Source organism: Staphylococcus sp. Mo2-1, assembly GCF_046721385.1.
Lineage (GTDB): Bacteria > Bacillota > Bacilli > Staphylococcales > Staphylococcaceae > Staphylococcus > Staphylococcus equorum_A.
This window is the reverse complement of sequence record NZ_JBEUUK010000001.1, coordinates 767,424-784,990: the sequence shown is the minus strand read 5'-3', so window position 1 is coordinate 784,990 and position 17,567 is coordinate 767,424. Positions and strand designations below refer to the sequence as shown.

General features: G+C 33.1%; 9 protein-coding genes, 6 pseudogenes and 1 riboswitch. Of the genes and pseudogenes, 4 read left to right on the top strand and 11 right to left on the bottom strand.

Going from position 1 to position 17,567, the window contains the following annotated elements; translation table 11 throughout:
* Positions 1-109: 109 nt before the first annotated feature.
* The 6 genes and pseudogenes from dprA to ylqF form a co-directional block, all read right to left on the bottom strand.
* Positions 110-979, bottom strand: coding sequence for a DNA-processing protein DprA (gene dprA / locus ABLV95_RS04050; protein ID WP_427704757.1), 870 nt, complete (start codon positions 977-979; stop codon positions 110-112).
* A 480-nt stretch (positions 980-1,459) separates the two neighbouring features.
* On the bottom strand, positions 1,460-2,368 hold the full coding sequence (gene sucD / locus ABLV95_RS04045) for a succinate--CoA ligase subunit alpha (protein ID WP_460872601.1): 909 nt from the start codon (positions 2,366-2,368) through the stop codon (positions 1,460-1,462).
* A 20-nt stretch (positions 2,369-2,388) separates the two neighbouring features.
* Positions 2,389-2,766 (bottom strand): hypothetical protein, encoded by a 378-nt coding sequence (locus ABLV95_RS04040; RefSeq protein ID WP_460876454.1) that lies wholly within the window; start codon positions 2,764-2,766, stop codon positions 2,389-2,391.
* Positions 2,726-3,511, bottom strand: a pseudogene (locus ABLV95_RS04035) (succinate--CoA ligase subunit beta). The gene ABLV95_RS04040 and the pseudogene ABLV95_RS04035 overlap by 41 nt, the downstream one beginning before the upstream one ends.
* Positions 3,512-3,660: 149 nt before the next feature.
* Positions 3,661-4,430: pseudogene (locus ABLV95_RS04030) on the bottom strand (ribonuclease HII).
* Positions 4,431-4,439: 9 nt separating this feature from the next.
* A complete protein-coding gene (gene ylqF / locus ABLV95_RS04025) occupies positions 4,440-5,300 on the bottom strand; it encodes a ribosome biogenesis GTPase YlqF (protein ID WP_002507869.1) in 861 nt (286 codons plus the stop codon).
* Between the two features lie 382 nt (positions 5,301-5,682).
* Between ylqF and ABLV95_RS04020 the strand changes: the two are divergent.
* Positions 5,683-8,281 (top strand): annotated as a pseudogene (locus tag ABLV95_RS04020) (YfhO family protein).
* A 36-nt stretch (positions 8,282-8,317) separates the two neighbouring features.
* Positions 8,318-10,934 (top strand): annotated as a pseudogene (locus ABLV95_RS04015) (YfhO family protein).
* Positions 10,935-11,309: 375 nt separating this feature from the next.
* On the opposite strand, the gene rplS reads toward ABLV95_RS04015, so the two are convergent.
* From rplS to rpsP, 4 genes are all read right to left on the bottom strand, one after another.
* Complete coding sequence (gene rplS, locus ABLV95_RS04010) at positions 11,310-11,660, bottom strand: 50S ribosomal protein L19 (protein WP_002507872.1); 351 nt, start codon at positions 11,658-11,660, stop codon at positions 11,310-11,312.
* A gap of 101 nt (positions 11,661-11,761) precedes the next feature.
* Complete coding sequence (trmD, locus tag ABLV95_RS04005; protein ID WP_460876452.1) at positions 11,762-12,499, bottom strand: tRNA (guanosine(37)-N1)-methyltransferase TrmD; 738 nt, start codon at positions 12,497-12,499, stop codon at positions 11,762-11,764.
* Positions 12,499-13,002 carry a ribosome maturation factor RimM gene (rimM, locus tag ABLV95_RS04000; protein ID WP_427704766.1) on the bottom strand — a complete coding sequence of 168 codons (504 nt, stop codon included), beginning with the start codon at positions 13,000-13,002 and terminating at the stop codon, positions 12,499-12,501. The genes trmD and rimM overlap by 1 nt, the downstream gene beginning before the upstream one ends.
* A 221-nt stretch (positions 13,003-13,223) precedes the next feature.
* The gene (gene rpsP, locus ABLV95_RS03995) at positions 13,224-13,490 is read right to left on the bottom strand and encodes a 30S ribosomal protein S16 (RefSeq protein ID WP_069816061.1); all 267 of its coding nucleotides are present in this window, start codon (positions 13,488-13,490) and stop codon (positions 13,224-13,226) included.
* Between the two features lie 259 nt (positions 13,491-13,749).
* Positions 13,750-13,848, top strand: a riboswitch (TPP riboswitch).
* Between the two features lie 131 nt (positions 13,849-13,979).
* On the opposite strand from rpsP, the gene ABLV95_RS03990 reads away from it, so the two are divergent.
* Positions 13,980-14,732: a 3-oxoacyl-ACP reductase gene (locus ABLV95_RS03990; protein WP_460872598.1), complete on the top strand. Its 753-nt coding sequence runs from the start codon at positions 13,980-13,982 to the stop codon at positions 14,730-14,732.
* Between the two features lie 26 nt (positions 14,733-14,758).
* Positions 14,759-16,073, top strand: a pseudogene (locus ABLV95_RS03985) (LLM class flavin-dependent oxidoreductase).
* A gap of 101 nt (positions 16,074-16,174) precedes the next feature.
* On the opposite strand, the pseudogene ffh reads toward ABLV95_RS03985, so the two are convergent.
* Positions 16,175-17,544, bottom strand: a pseudogene (gene ffh, locus ABLV95_RS03980) (signal recognition particle protein).
* Positions 17,545-17,567 lie beyond the last annotated feature (23 nt).

Below are 17,567 nucleotides of genomic sequence, written 5' to 3'. Positions count from 1 at the left end.
AATATTGACTAAAAAAACAAAATAAATGTCATCGTAATTTCATAATTATAAAATGCCTTTTCTTTCATTAATAAACTTCCATTTAATGTCCATTAGATTCAATTAAATTTCAATTATAATCTATTAATATATCACTTGCTTTTAAAACAATTTTTGCTCCTTCTTGAGCACTTAATAAATTTCCTTCAGTCATCGGATTAAAGATAGAACCTGGTAGTATGTATACTTCTCTATTTTGTTCTAAGGCAAAATTCGTTGTAATACATGTGCCACTATTTGCTTTAGATTCTGTAATCAATACACCTTTTGACAGTCCACTTATTATTCTATTACGCTCAGGAAAATGATGCTTTTGCGGTCTTTGAAAAGGAAGGTATTCACTTACTACAAGTCCTTCGATTTCTATTCGTTTTCTAATTTCAAACGTTTCTTTTGGATAATGTTGTAAATGACCAAAACCTAGTACTGCAATTGCAGACATATTCATCGATAAAGCATGTTCGTGTGCCATTTTATCTGCGCCTTTAGCTAAGCCAGAGATTATGGTTAAGTTTTCTTTTTTAAATGAGGGAAAAAGAAAGTTCAATGCTTTTTGACTATATTCTGTCGCATGCCTTGACCCTATAATAGCAAGAGTTTGAGGAGATTGCATTAAAGATAGCTTTCCTTTATAGAAAAGAATGAGTGGCGGTTCATAGATTTCACGAAGTAATATGGGATATGTAGACTGTTCTATTGAAATGTACTTTAAATTCCATTGTTCTAACATTGTTATTATGTTTTTAACTTCTATATTTAGATATTGCTTATAAATTTCTGCTTTTCGCTTTGTTTTTAATGTACTTAAAAATTGTTTGAGTTCATGCTTTTGTTCCACTTGATCATAGTCTAAAAAACTAGGATTAGACCTTAACAGTTGATGTATTTGGTGTGTCGTTAAACCTGAAAAACGTAGTTTTAAATATTCGTGTTCTCTCATTATAATTCTCCTTTTCATCTCAATTATAATGGAAAACAGCAGTAGTTTAGATTACAAAACTACATCATTTTCTAGTGAAAAGTAACAAGATTTTAAGGAGTAATTCTCTATTTTAAATTCATTTCAAACTAGAATTTCATTATATTGTAAAGACTAAAATAAAGTTTATGTACGTATTACTTCTAACTAAGATTAGCCAAGTGCTAAAAATTTCCAATCGTTTTTCTTCTATTATAAAAGTAACTACAACAAGTGACATAAAACGATGGTTATACAACTTAAAACTTCTCTTCTGTAAATTGATTCCTTCAAATTTATAAAACTTATAAAGAAATTTTCACAACAAAAAAACGGTTGATAAGAAAAGAATATCCATGCCTATCAACCGCGAGTATTATATTACCTAAAATGTTTGAATACGTAAAATAGCACAAACTCCGACATATTTTCGGAATTTGTGCTTGGGTTTGTACAATACAATTATTGTTTTACAGTTAATAATTGTTCATAGATGCCTGCTTCTTTAGTCGCATCAATTAATGTTGTACCAATTTCTGATGGTGTATCTGCAGTTTTAACACCACAATTGTTAAGTGTTTTAACTTTTTCTTCAGCAGTACCTTTACCGCCTGAAATAATCGCACCGGCATGGCCCATACGTTTACCTGGAGGGGCTGTTTGTCCTCCGACAAAGCCTACTACAGGTTTAGTCATGTTAGCTTTAATCCATTCAGCAGCTTCTTCTTCTGCTGTTCCACCGATTTCACCAATCATAACGACTGCTTTTGTTTCATCGTCTTCATTAAATGCTTTTAGCACATCAATAAAGTTTGTACCATTGACTGGATCGCCACCGATACCTACAGCTGTTGTTTGACCAATACCTTCTTCAGTTAATTGGTGTACCGCTTCATAAGTTAAAGTACCTGAACGAGATACTACGCCTACGTGACCTTTTTTATGAATGTAGCCTGGCATGATACCAATTTTAGATTCATCAGCAGTAATAACACCCGGACAGTTAGGTCCAATAACACGTGTTTCTTTACCTTCTGAGTAACGTTTAACTTTAACCATATCAATTACTGGAATATGTTCTGTAATACAGATAGCTAAATCTAATTCTGCATCTATACATTCTAAAATTGCATCTGCTGCGAATGGCGCAGGTACATAGATAACAGATACTGTAGCACCTGTTTCTTTTTGTGCTTCTTCAACTGTATTGAATACTGGTACACCTTCTACTACTTGTCCGCCTTTACCTGGTGTTACCCCAGCAACAATTTGTGTACCATATTCAAGCATCTGTTTTGTATGGAAAAGGGCAGTTGACCCTGTGATACCTTGTACAATTACTTTTGTATTTTTATCAATAAATACGCTCATGTTAGTGCTCCCATCCTTTCCTACGCTTCTTTAACAAGTTTTACGATTTTTTGTGCGCCTTCTGCCATAGTTGCAGCTGATTCAATTGCTAAGCCAGAATCTTTAAGAATTTCTTTACCTTTTTCAACATTTGTACCTTCTAAACGTACAACAAGCGGTAAAGTAAGCTCTACTTCTTTAACTGCGGCAACGATACCTTCAGCAATAATGTCACATTTCATGATTCCACCAAAGATATTAACAAAAATACCTTTTACGTTGTCATCACCTAAAATGATTTTAAATGCTTCAGTAACTTTTTCTTTAGTTGCACCGCCCCCTACATCTAGGAAGTTCGCCGGATTGCCACCAAAGTGGTTAATTGTATCCATAGTTGCCATAGCTAAACCAAGCACCATTTACCATACAACCGATGTCTCCATCTAATGCAATATATGATAAATCGTACTTAGAAGCTTCGATTTCTTTTGGATCTTCTTCTTCTAAATCGCGTAATTCTAGGATATCTTTATGTTTAAATAATGCATTATCATCAAAGTTAACTTTTGCATCTAATGCCAAAACATTACCATCATTAGTTGTTACTAATGGGTTTATTTCTACAATAGAACAGTCTTTTTCGATGAAAACATTATAAAGTGAAACTAAAAATTTAGCTGCTTTATTAATTGATTCTTTTGGAATATTAATATTAAAAGCGATTCTTCTAGCTTGATATGGTGCTAAACCAACAATAGGATCAATAGTTTCTTTGAATATTTTTTCAGGTGATTCAGCGACAACTTCTTCAATTTCAGTTCCGCCTTCTTCTGATGCCATCAAAGTAACACTGTCAGTAGCACGATCAATTACAAATCCAACATAATATTCTTTTTGAATATCGCAGCCCTCTTCTATGTAAAGGCGCTTAATTTCTTTACCTTCAGGACCAGTTTGATGTGTTACAAGCGTCTTACCTAATAATTCTTTAGCGTAAGTTTCAACTTCAGATAGTGATTTAGCGATTTTAACTCCACCGCTTTACCTCTACCCCACGTGAATCTGTGCTTTTACCACATATACTTTTGAATTTAATTCTTTTGCTTTTTCTACCGCTTCGTCAGCAGTAAACGCTACGCGTCCTTCTGGGACAGCAACGCCCATAGTACGAAATAATGCTTTACCTTGATACTCGTGGATATTCATTCTCCATCCTCCTGTTTCTTAGGTTAAGTTCATAACTAATTATATGAAATGTAAGCGCTGTTGTAAACTCATTTAGCCCAGTTATTTAAATCTTTTGTTTTTTACCATTAATTTGAAAGTGATTTAATTGGTTCAAAAGTTTTTCTGTGTTCATTTATAATGCCGTGCTGACTTATACCATTTAAATGTTGTTGAGTGCCATACCCAACATTTTTTTCGAAGCCGTAACCTGGGTGTTTAACTGCAAGTTCGCGCATATATCTATCTCTATGTTCTTTGGCTAACACACTTGCTGCTGCTATAGATACACTTTTGGCATCTCCTTTAACTAATGATGTTTGAGGAATATCTACATCTAGTGTCATCGCATCTATCAGTAAATGTGTAGGCTTAACAGATAAAGCCTCAACTGCTCTTTTCATTGCCAATTTAGTTGCTTCATAGATATTAATTTGATCAATTTCTTCAACTGTCGCCACACCATACGCGTATGCGTATACTTCTGATAATAATTGCGTTTCTAAAAATTTCTTTTCTTTGCAGAGAGTTGTTTTGAGTCATTTAAGCCTGTGAAATGGTGATCCTTATTTAAAATGACTGCACAAGTAACAACAGGACCAGCTAACGGTCCTCTCCCCACCTCATCTATGCCACAAATTAACGCTTTGTCATCATCAGCTAGTATTTCATTTTCATAATGAGACATCACTTTATAATTTTCTAGTAATGTTTGAACTTTTTCCAATTGTTTTCTTCTAGAAACAATCGCATTTTGTACACCCTTACGATCATCGTCGTTAACAGAATGATTTTTTAAAGTTTCTAACGAGTGAATATCTTGCAACAATAATTTAATTTTTTGAATAGTTTGTTTCATAAATATTATTTACACGTCCATTTCACTAGCGATATCAAAAGTGTACGTACCGATTCTGGCATTTCTCACTTCATGTATAACTAAATCAATAACCGCTTCATAATCGACTTCATTACCACGTCTTAATAATCCACGACGACGCCCTATCGCATCAAACCACTCTAAGTTTTCTGCGTCGATTGGCACATCAACTTTGTAATGTTCTTTTAACCCTTCATAGTCATGTGCTTTCATAAATTCTAAGCCATAAATTGCTACTTCATCTAAATGCACAATACTATCTTTGATAGCTCCAGTGATACTTAATTTCTTACCAACTAATTGGTCTTCAAATTTAGGCCATAAGATACCTGGTGTATCTAACAATTGTAATGATTTCCCAACTTTAATCCATTGTTGTTGTTTCGTTACACCTGGTGTATTACCCGTTTTAGTAACAGATTTATTTGCTAATTTATTAATTAATGTTGATTTTCCAACGTTAGGGATGCCAACGATCATTGCTCTAATCGCACGTGGTTTTAATCCTTTTTGCTTTTCTTTCTCGAATTTCTCTGTTGTTGCTTTTATTGCTGCTTGCTCTACGAGTTTTAAACCCTTGCCGTGTTTTGCATCAATTGCAACAGGATAAAAGCCTTTGCCTTTAAAATAATTTTCCCATTTTACTAGCTCTTTTAAATTTGCCATATCTTTTTTATTTAAAATGACCACACGTGGTTTTTGTTGTATTACTTCATCAATCATTGGATTTCTTGAACTATACGGGATACGTGCATCTACAAGTTCAAACACTACATCTACTTTCTTTAACTCCTCGGATACTTCTCTTTTTGCTTTAGCCATATGGCCTGGATACCATTGAATTACCATATACATCACCTTTCTCTATTTACGCTCTATTTAATTAAAAGTTTTAATTATATACTTATGCTTTAATTTCGTTTTCTATTCTTTGACTTTAAAATCATAACACGTCACGTATAACGATATAAATAAAATAATGTCATTATTATCTCATTAACTTTAATTTTACAACATTATTTAGTAATATACTTCAAATTATTTTAGACACCACGTTTAAATCTCTAAAAACGATTAAAATTCGACTGTTTTTTATTTAACCTGTTTAACTTTTAAAACGCTTAAGACTTAATGAATTATATTTTTCTAAATAAATAATAGTTATTTTTATCTAAATTCATAAAATATCGTTACAATGGAATTATATTTATTACATATACAGGAGTCGTTTATGAAGCGTAAATTTTTGTACACATGTTTATTCTTATTACTGGCTGTTATTGGACACAGTTATGTTATTTATAGATTTATCCATGATGGCGTTTTATTTACAGGGCCTAATGATGGTATGGAACAAATGGTGCCAATTCAAATGTATTTATTTGATAATTGGAGTCATGGCAATTGGTTTTATGCTTCTGACTTTGGTCTGGGCGGAGACTTTTTCACTGACTTAAGTTATTACTTTTCAACAAATATTATATTTATTTTGAACGTCATTATTATTGTCTTACTTAAAATAGTCATCCCAATGGATACCTCTGATGTGATGTTTTGGATGACAAATGCCTTAGTCGTTTCTATAATTAAATCTGCTATAGCAATGATAGCAACATTTATCTATGTTCACTATATTTCACACAATCGCAAAGTGGCTGTATTAGCATCATTTATTTTTGTAATGTCACCACTTTATTTTAGATTCACTGTTTATTGGCCATTTTTTAGTGATGTTTTTATTTGGTTACCATTATTACTATGGTCAATCGAACGCTTCTTAAAAAGTGGTAAACCAGGTTTCTTTATTATTATCGTAACTATTTCTTTAATTAATAATTTTTATTTTGCCTATTATCAATTATTAACAGGACTTTTATATTTCCTAGCTCGAATGATTTTTAAACATAAAAATGATCTCGTAACTAGATTCAATGCATTTATGACATTATGTATTTCAGCATTAATTGCATTAGGTTGTAGTTTGTTTTTCTTTTTCCCGAGCAATACAAAGTTACTTTAATAATAGACGCATCCCTTTTGATGGAGATGTAGACTTATTTGAACCTTTTAACCAAAACACAAATATATTTTATGACAATTATTTAATCGTCATACTTTTCTTAACACTACAAGCATTGCTATCATTCAAGTTATATAAGCATTTTTATTTCAAATTATTTTCGATTTTTACGCTGGTTTCAATTTGTGCTAGTTTTTTACCATTTGTGGATCAAGTATTTAATGGCTTTTCAGCACCACAAAAACGTTGGCACTACCTCATCGCTTTTAATTCGGCTATTTTAATAGGACTTTATGTAAAATATTTTAGAACCTTATCTTTAAAAACGTACATATTATCCTCTTTAGTCTCTTTATGTTTTGTCTTTGGAAGTGCTTGGCAATATGACAAGTTTGTTTCGTGGCTATGGTATATGCCTATAGTCAGCATGATTGGTTTACTCATACTTTTCGTTAAAGAACCTAAAATAAGAACCAAATTAACGCATTTCTTTATATTGTCTATTATGATACTTTCTGTTTTAGTGTCTGTCGTATTTATACGCAACCAAATTTATTTTGATGATCATGTTCAACGCGCAAATAGCTATTATGTAAATGCAAGTCTCTTTGACACGCCACTTCAGCAACAGTTAGTTTCTGATATAAAAAAAGGAAAATCTGAAGATGAGCGAATTGATTGGCGCGTTAATGAGCAAGATAATACACCGATGTATCAACATTTTAAAGGAATGAGTCTTTATTCAAGTATTTTTGACCACAATATACTTGATTTTTATTACGATGATTTGAAAATCAACATGAAAGAAGAATCTGTAAGTAGATACCAATCAACGAATAGCAGACAAAACATTAATAGTTTATTATCTGTTCGTTATTTAATGTTAAAAGATTACCAAAATAACGTGCCCGCACATTTCAAAAAAATTAAAAAAGATGGACAATACCAAATCTATGAAAACACTTTAAACTTGCCTTCAGTGCGTGTTTCAGATCAAGTCTTTGATGCACAAAAGCTTAAAGATCCTATAGATAGGGAACATGCAATGATTGATGGAATAATTTTAAATAATGAGGGTAAAACATACACAGATAAAGCTAAAAACTTATTAAATCAAACCGAAATCACCTATCAAAACATGAATCGTAAAACAGACAAAAAAATATATATTCCTAACAATAATAAACAGGGTCAAGTACAAATCCATGTTCCAGAAAACATTAGATCACAATATAAAGATTTTTACGTGACGCTAAAAGTTAAACGAGGCAAACCTGACAGCAATTTTTCTGTAAATATAAACGGTTATTCGAACAATCGGTTATTCAACAATTCTACTTATCGTACTGGGGTTGACACACAACTTTATAGAACACAACCAGATGAAAATGGTAATATAAACATTGCACTTAGCCCTAGTGGTAATTATGAATTTGAATTACAAAGTTTACATGGAGAAAATTATAAAAAGCTTGAAACCGCACATAGCAAACAGAACAATGTGGGTCATTATCAAGATATTAAAAATGGCATTAAAGTAACATTAGATCGCCATAAGAAAGGCATTGCTTCTATTAATATTCCTTATAGAAAAGGTATGCCCGCATACGTGGATGGTAAAAAAGTAAAACCTTTAAAAGTAAATTATATGATGACAGGTGTGCCTGTAAATAAGGATAGCAGTGAAATTACAATTAAATATAGACCACCATACTGGTATACTATGATCGCAGTTTCAGTCATAAGTTTCATCTTGAGTGTGATTTGGTGCATTCACAAAAATAAAAAACCACAGCGCAATTCAAATTAATATTTAAAAGGAGTTTGTCAGAGATGAGGTATGACTATGTTTCGTAATCTTTGGGCCCACAAAGTTACAAGATTTATTTGTATCGTTGCGCTAGGTATAGGCGTTGCTTTACTAACATTCACACCATATATCTTTCGTTATTTAACTGAAGGTATCGTATTTAGTGGGAGTGGTGATGGCTATAGGCAAATGATGCCATTTCAAATGTATTTGTATGAACATTTTAGCCAATTCAAAAGTTTTTATGATCATTCATTTGGATTAGGTGGCGATTATGTAAAAGATTTAGCTTATTATTATGCTACTTCTCCATTTACTTTGGTTAATTTTATTTTTGTTTGGCTATCAGAAGTGTTATTTAATAGTAATCCAAGTAACATAACATATTGGGCAAGTAACCAACTGATTGTTGCTTTTGTTAAAGGTGTAGTAACGTTCGTACTAGCCTTTTACTATTTTAGATATATAAAATTTAAAAACCATGCTGTTTTTCTGGCTTCTATGTTATATGGTGCCTCAACAGTAGTAATTTATTTTAATTTTACCTGGTCATATTATGGAGATTTGCTTATTTTTCTTCCACTCTCCTTATTGGCTATTGAACGATTTTATAGAGAAAAGAAAATAGGTCTATTTATTTTTGCTGTAGCTCTAACTTTATTTTCAAATTTCTATTTTAGTTATTATGAATCTCTTGTACTCTTTGCATATTACTTTTATAGATTAGTGTTCCCCCACCCGAGTGATATCGTAACTCGCAAGCAAAAATTATGGATTATTCCTGTAGCAATAGTATTAAGTACACTAGTTAGTATATGGGGATTCTATACTGGGGTTACTTCGTTTTTCAACAACGATCGAGTAAGTAATCCACATTTTAAAATAGATATGTTTACAGATTTCGCACGACAAAAGCACTTTTTTAGCAACGGCTTTTATATCACTGTTTCAATTATCGCTATGGTAGCATTGCTATCATTTAAGTTATATAGACATTATTATTATAGGTTTTTTGCAATTATGACTTGGATTATGTTAGTTGGTTCATTGACACCCTATTTTGATAGTATGTTTAATGGTTTTTCGACACCCGAACGCAGATGGGTTTACATATTTGCTTTCGCCACTGCGAGCATTAATCGCGTTATTTATTCAACACATTTCAGAATTAAAACTCAAGTCTTATATCTTAGCATGTGTACCCGCCTTGCTGATTATGTCAATCATGACAATTATAGTTGAGAAAGAAAAAATGACTTGGATGCTCGCTTGTCTCATTATTATGATCTTTATTGGAATACTTTTATTTAAAAGGTCACTACTGAAAAAACGTTGGCCATTAGCCGTATTATTAGTATTATTTATCGTTCAACAAAGTATGATTCTTTCTAATCATCACTTTAATAATGTGAGGAACTATGAATCCACAAAATCAGCTATGCATGCTTCAAAATACAAAAGTCCTGCTTTATCCAAGAAAATATCTGAAATCAATCAACAGCATAATGACGATCCACTGAGTAGAATTGATTATATGTCGCAATATGGTCTTAATTCACCAATGATCTATCATTTTAATGGTATTGCTTTATATTCAAGTATTTTTGATGGTGACATATTAAAATATTATGATCAGACATTACAAATTAATATGCATACTGATAAAAATAGTACTTATCGATTATTATCAAACAGAGCGAATTTAATGGCATTATGGAACGTTAATGATCGTATACGTCGACCAGATGATTCGAATATATCTTTCGGTTTTGAACCTAAAGATACGATTCATCATTCAAAAAAAGAATCATTTATTCATTCAACAAACGAAATTAAATATCCAAGTGCTCATATAACCAACAAGGTGTATGATCCAAAAGATCTTAAATCACCGCTTGATAAAGAACAAGCAATGTTGCAAGGTGTCGTGCTCAAAGATAAAGACGCTAAACCCAACAGCCAATTTAAGGCTAATGAGAATTTATTGGGCAAAACCTCTACCTCATTAAATAATGCACATAGGGATAAAGACGGAAAGCTTATAGTGACAAAAGACAAAGGTGGCATAACTTACACCCTGCCATCCTCCATTGCAAATAAATACAAAGATATGTATATAGAAATGGATGTTGAACTATTAAGCCCTGACAAGCAACATGACGTCGGTGTGAACGAATACAATCAAGGTCGTAATGAATTGACTTATAAATATCGCCGGTTTGTCACGCCTGTTACAATGCGTGTAAAAGCAGATGAAAAACTACGAGTTAAATTGTCACAGGGTAAATATCGTTTTAATATTAAAGGCATTTACGGTGAAAACTATGAAACTTTAAATAAAGCATCTAAACAGTTAGATAATGTACAAGTGTCTGAACAACGTTCTGGTTATACAATTAAAAAAGATAAAAATGACGAAGGCTATCTTGTCTTACCGATGGCATATCGTGATGGTATGAAGGCGTATGCCAATGATAAAACACTCCCTGTAAAACAAGGCAATGGCATTATGACCGTAATTCCAGTTGAAAAAGGACAAGAAAAAATCGAACTCAAGTATACGCCACCACATACAACTATCTTGGTCGTTTTAAGTATTCTAGGTATTATATTGAGTATTGGATTCACGAAATGGATTAAACCAAAGAATTAAGCACGATAAAGGGAATGAAACAGAAATCTAATTTTTCTAACAAGATTTCGTCGTCTCACCCCGGCAAAGCTGACTGTAAAGTTGAATACAAGGGCTGAAGCACTTGCATAAGAACTACTTGTCTTCATAAATGAAGTAGTAGTTCTTTAAAAGCTTGATATAAACGCATTTTCAGTTCAGTCAGCCACTGCCAATATAATAATTGAGGCTGAGACATGTATTTTGTCTCAACCTCTTTAATGAGTCGCTTAGGTTTGCTAGAAATGTCGACTAAAATTGTATTTCTAGCAAGACAACCTAATGCGACTTATATTATATATGTATCAAAAAAAGCGACTCCCATTGGGAATCGCTTTTTTATGTCTAATTTGCTGATTAACGAATTTCTTTAATTCTAGCAGCTTTACCACGTAATTCACGTAGGTAGTATAATTTAGCACGACGTACTTTACCACGGCGTTTAACTTCAATTTTTTCGATTTTTGGAGTGTGTAATGGGAATGTACGTTCCACACCAACACCTGAAGATATTTTACGTACAGTGAAAGATTCTGAAACTCCTCCACCACGGCGTTTAATAACTACACCTTCGAATAATTGGATACGTTCGCGAGTACCTTCAACAATACGTACGTGAACTTTTAAAGTGTCACCTGGACGGAATGAAGGTATATCTGTGCGTAATTGCGATTGAGTTACTGCTTCGATTAATTTGTGATTACTCATTATTTTTCTCTCCTTCAACCTATGTTCTTGCCTAGACAAAATATAGCAGCGGACCATAGTGATTTTCGTGTGTCGCACACTTAAAATATATTAGCATATTACTAATCTTTTTTCAATTGCTTTTTATATCTTTCTATAATTTCTTGGTCTTTTTTAGTCAGCGGATACTGTTCTAATAAATCCGGTCGTTTTTCCCATGTTCTTAAAATTTTCTGTTCATGACGCCAATGATCAATGTGGGCATGGTTGCCTGATAATAAAACGTCTGGTACATTCAAATCCTTATATATACGTGGTCGTGTATATTGTGGAAACTCTAGTAAACCATCTTGAAAGGAATCATCCATGTGAGATTGTTGATTACCTAAAACACCAGGTAAAAGTCTAACTACCGCATCTGTCATTACCATCGTCGGCAGCTCGCCACCAGTCAATACATAGTCCCCCATTGAAATTTCGTCAGTGACTAAATGTTCACGGATTCTTTCATCATAGCCTTCATAATGCCCGCAAATAAATACTAAGTGCTCTGCCTGACTGAGTTCATTAGCAATAGCTTGAGTAAATGGGCGACCTTGAGGACACATTAAAATGACCCTTGTGTCTTCTGTTCGCTCAATACTATCCATTGCATTGAATATTGGTTCCGGCTTTAACACCATCCCCTGACCGCCTCCAAATGGGTAGTCATCCACTTGATTATGCTTGTTTTCAGCAAAATGTCTAAAATCCACTGTATTTACTTGTAACAAATCCTTTTCTTGAGCGCGTTTTAAAATAGATTGATTTAAAACACCTTCAAACATACCAGGAAATAATGTTAAATAGTCGATTCTCATTAATCTAATAATCCTTCCATAGGCGTGATTTGTATACGTCTACCTTCTACATCAATTTCTTTAACCACGTCCGCGATATAAGGAATGAGGTATTCTTTGTCGCCTTTGACTACCCACACATCGTTTGCACCTGTTTCAAATATCTCAATCACACGACCAATTGGAGTATCTTCATTAAAAACGGTACAGCCAATGATATCTGAATAATAAAATTCATGTTCTCCAAGCTCTATTTCTTCATGATCACGTTCTTGTAAAAGTGTTTCACCTTTTAAGTGCTCGATATCATTAATGTTATTGATACCTTCAAACGTAAGCATATGCAGTCCTTTATGCATACGATATGAAGCAATTTTAAATTTAAGTGGTGCTTTATCTTTACGTGCTATTTCAACAATTTCCCCAGGTTGAAAACGTTTATCTGTAAAATCAGAATTAGATTTTATTTTTACTTCGCCTTTAATACCATGTGTATTAACAATTTTTCCAACTTCAACTTTCATATATGTGCCTCCGATAAATGTATCTTATAAGTGTTGTGTAATTTTTATGTATTATTTAATTATTATAACATGTATAAATCTAACATAGTAATACATTCCTCACTAGAAAATTTTCTTATTCTCAACTATTTTAAAGCACTGATTATAATATTTCTCATTAAAAAAAGAGCACCTAAAACGGTACTCTTACAAATACTATATTTGTTTAATAAGTTTAAAACTTATTTTTGGTCGTCGAATTTTTTCAAAATACCTTCTCTTGATAAGATATTGTGAACTGTATCAGTCGGTTTAGCACCGTCTTTTAACCATTTAAGTGCTAATTCTTCGTCGATTTTAACTTCTGGTGCTTTCACATTAGATGGGTTGTAAGTACCGATTTGTTCGATATTACGACCATCACGTGGTGCACGAGCATCTGCAACTACGATACGATAGAATGGATTTCTTTTTGAGCCTAAACGTGTTAAACGAATTTTAACTGCCATTTATATTCTCTCCTTTTAATTTCATAAGTATTTATTTTCTACAAGAAATAATGATACCAGTTCTTCTGATATTTGTAAAGAGGTTATCCTTTACCAATTTTAAAAAAACATTTTTTTCTCATCAATCGCCTTGTAAACTACGCGCTTTTGTCAATTTCCTCTTTTCATGCACTTTATACATCTATGATATACCTTATGTTATTTTAAGTCTCTTGACATCTATATTTAAAAACTATACATTGAGACTAAATTAAATAAACGCATGCACTAGGGGTGTTTTTAACTGAGATGAGTACAACTCAAACCCTTTGAACCTGATCTAGCTGAAACTAGCGGAGGAAAGTGTGAAAGATTTTATATCATATATTCAAGGGGCAATCTTGCCTTTTTACAATATCACTATTTTATCATTTCTAATACACAACTTTCTATAGTGAGGGTTGTGTATTTTTTTAATTTGAATTTTTTAAAATTTTAGGAGTGAAAGTTATGAATAAAACTGTTTTAGTAACAGGTAGTAGTAGAGGTTTAGGTGCAACGATTGCAAAAACATTATCGCAACAAGGGTATAATATTATAATCAATTATTACAAAAATAAATCGTTAGCAGAAGATCTTGTTTCTGATATCGGATCAGATTGTGCAATTGCTATTCAAGCTGATATCACAAATAGAGATAATATTGATCACTTAATTGAACAGGCCACTCAATATTTCGGAAAAATTGATGTCGTAATTAACAATGCACTCGTAGGTTTTAAATTTGATCCTACACAGCAAAAATCATTTAAAGATTTAACATGGGTTGATTACCAACAACAAATAGATGGTACTTTAAAAGCTGCCTTCAATGTAACACAAAGTGTCATGCCTCAATTTTTAGAAAGACAGCAAGGTACTATTATTTCTATCGGTACAAATTTATATCAAAATCCTGTTGTACCTTATCATGAATATACAACTGCAAAAGCTGGATTAATTGGTTTTACTCGTAATATTGTTGCTGAACTTGGTCAATTTGGTATTAGAGCCAACGTGGTGTCAGGAGGCCTCTTAAAAACAACTGACGCAAGTGCTACAACGACGCCTGAAGTATTTGACATGATCGCACAAACAACACCGCTTAAGCGTGTGACTTCACCACAAGACATTGCAAACATGGTTGCATACTTAGCTTCTGAACAAGCAAACGGTATAACTGGACAAAATTTCACTGTAGATGGTGGCTTAACGATGAATTAAAAAATTATAATTAGGAGGTGCTTTCTATGTCTGATAAAAATCAAAAACAACTTAATATTGGCGTTTTATTATATGCTTGTGGTCATCACCAAGTCGCGTGGCTAATGCCGAATTCTAGTGTGAATCGTATTGGTGAAATTACTTATTATCAGGAATTAGCTCAACTTGCTGAAAAAGGACTATTCGACGCAGTATTTTTCGCTGATAATCAATCTTTTCCTGCAAAATCTTCTACTGATATGCCAGCATTTTGGTTCGATCCTATCGTCAGTTTATCTGCTATTGCTCATGTGACAACGCACATTGGACTGGTCGCAACAATTTCAAGTACGTTCTCAAACCCTTTTACTGCATCTAGACAATTGCTCAGTCTAGATCATGTATCACATGGACGTATAGGTTGGAATCTTGTCACCTCTATGACAGATTTAGAAGCCTTAAATCACAGTATGGAATTGCTCCCTGATCATAATGAACGCTATGAAATTGCTGCTGAATTTGCAAAAGTGATGAATCAGTTATTCACATCTTGGGATAACGAACATTTTCTACATGATCGAAAAAACAAAAAAATTATTAATGATGATTACATTAATGCTATTAATCATCATGGTAAACATTTCAAAGTTAAAGGACCATCAACAACACCAAGCAGTCCACAAGGTCGTCCAGTAGCTATGCAAGTCGGCGCATCTTCACAAGGTATTGCCTTGGCAACTCAATATGCAGATGCAGTGTATTCAGTATCCTGGAACTTTAAACAAGCACAAGCTTTTCGAGAAAAGCTTGATCAACAATTACAATTATCACAAAACAGTAATAGATATATCAAAATTTTTCCCGGTCTAGTTACATATGTCGCTGAAACTTACGAAAAAGCCTATGCTAAGAAAGAAAAATTAGACAAAGCCTTACCTGTGGAAACTGCATTAAAACAATTAAGTTTCTTTATTCAACAAGATTGTCAAAACTGGGAGTTAGATGAATCCGTGCCTCCCCTACCTCCTGTTGAAGATTTTACAGGACCAGTTGGACGTTACGAAACAATATTGGAAATCATTCGTGATACTCATCCAACTGTACGAGAACTACTTGGTTACTTAAATGCTTGGTGGTGGGCATTTCACATTGATTGGCACTCCTGAAGCTATCGTAGATCAAATGGAGTACTGGTTACTAAGTGGTGTAGCCGATGGTTTTAATTTGATGCCGCCTGTCTTTCCAGATAGTTTAGAGGATTTCGTAACATTGATTGTGCCAGAATTACAAAAAAGAAATTTATTCAGAACAACTTATAATGGTCATACTTTCCGTGATCATTTGGGGTTAGAAAAATTTTAATCATTCTACAAATAATATAGTTGACGAAAAAACCAGAACAACGATTTGGTTACAAGTCGTTGTTCTGGTTTTTTATTTATAGTTATACAAAATTTATGATTTTAGAATGGTAAATTCATACCGTTCATCATGTTTTCCATTTGTTTGCGTTTGCCTTTTTTGCCTTTGCCGCCACCGGAAAATTGTTTCATCATTTTTTTCATATCAGTGAATTGTTTCATTAATCTATTGATTTCTTGCACTGAACGTCCTGAACCTTTAGCAATACGTTTTTTACGAGAAACATTTAAAGTCTCAGGTTTGTTACGCTCATTAGGTGTCATTGATTGAATAATTGCTTTAATATGATCAATTTGTTTATCATCCATATTCATATTTTCAATGCCTTTCATTTTGTTCATGCCAGGAATCATTTTCATAATGTCATCAAGAGGCCCTAGACTTTTAACTTGATCTAATTGTTCTAGGAAATCTTCCAATGTAAACGAAGATGTACGCATTTTCTTTTCTAAGTCTTTTGCTTTATCTTCATCCACATCTGTTTGTGCTTTTTCAATTAAACTCAATACATCTCCCATACCTAATATACGAGATGCCATACGTTCAGGATGGAATGCTTCTAACCCATCTAGTTTCTCACTCATACCTACAAATTTAATCGGTTTTTGAGTAACTGATCTGATTGAAAGTGCGAGCACCACCACGTGTATCACCGTCTAATTTTGTTAATGTTACGCCAGATACTTCTAATTGAGAATCAAAAGATTCTGCAACATTCACAGCATCTTGACCAGTCATTGCATCGACAACTAACATAATTTCATCTGGTTTCGTAATTTCTTTTACATCGCTTAATTCTTGCATTAACGCTTCATCAACGTGTAAACGACCAGCAGTATCAATAATAACAAAATCTAAATGCGCTTCTTTTGCATGTGCGATTGCATTTTCAACGATTTGTTGTGGCTTAACTTGATCGCCTTCACTATAAACTGGAATGTCGATTTGTTTACCTACTGTTTGCAATTGATCAATTGCCGCAGGACGATAAATATCTGCTGCTACTAATAATGGTTTTTTATTATATTGTTTACGCATTAATAATGCTAATTTACCAGCAGTGGTAGTCTTACCAAGCACCTTGTAAACCAACCATCATCACTACAGTTGGCGGCTTGTTAGCCATTTTAATCGTAGCATTTTCCCCTCCCATAAGTTGGGTAAGTTCTTCTTGTACAATTTTGATGACTTGTTGCCCAGGTGTTAATGATTTCATAACATCTGAACCTAAAGCTCTATCTGATACAGTTTTGACAAATTCCTTTACCACTTTAAAGTTAACATCGGCTTCTAATAATGCTAATCTTACTTCACGCATCATCAATTTAATATCTGCTTCAGTAACTTTACCTTTGCCACGGATTTTTTGCATCGTTCCTTGCAGACGATCGGATAATCCTTCAAATGCCATATCAAATACCCTCCTTTATATAC

Excerpts from the sequence above, each read along its gene's own strand:
- rplS (WP_002507872.1), bottom strand. The coding sequence starts at position 11,660 with ATGAGTAATCACAAATTAATCGAAGCAGTAACTCAATCGCAATTACGC.
- rimM (WP_427704766.1), bottom strand. The coding sequence starts at position 13,002 with ATGAAAGTTGAAGTTGGAAAAATTGTTAATACACATGGTATTAAAGGC.
- sucD (WP_460872601.1), bottom strand. The coding sequence starts at position 2,368 with ATGAGCGTATTTATTGATAAAAATACAAAAGTAATTGTACAAGGTATC.
- dprA (WP_427704757.1), bottom strand. The coding sequence starts at position 979 with ATGAGAGAACACGAATATTTAAAACTACGTTTTTCAGGTTTAACGACA.
- ABLV95_RS03990 (WP_460872598.1), top strand. The coding sequence starts at position 13,980 with ATGAATAAAACTGTTTTAGTAACAGGTAGTAGTAGAGGTTTAGGTGCA.
- trmD (WP_460876452.1), bottom strand. The coding sequence starts at position 12,499 with ATGAGAATCGACTATTTAACATTATTTCCTGGTATGTTTGAAGGTGTT.
- ABLV95_RS04040 (WP_460876454.1), bottom strand. The coding sequence starts at position 2,766 with ATGGTGCTTGGTTTAGCTATGGCAACTATGGATACAATTAACCACTTT.
- ylqF (WP_002507869.1), bottom strand. The coding sequence starts at position 5,300 with ATGGTAATTCAATGGTATCCAGGCCATATGGCTAAAGCAAAAAGAGAA.
- rpsP (WP_069816061.1), bottom strand. The coding sequence starts at position 13,490 with ATGGCAGTTAAAATTCGTTTAACACGTTTAGGCTCAAAAAGAAATCCA.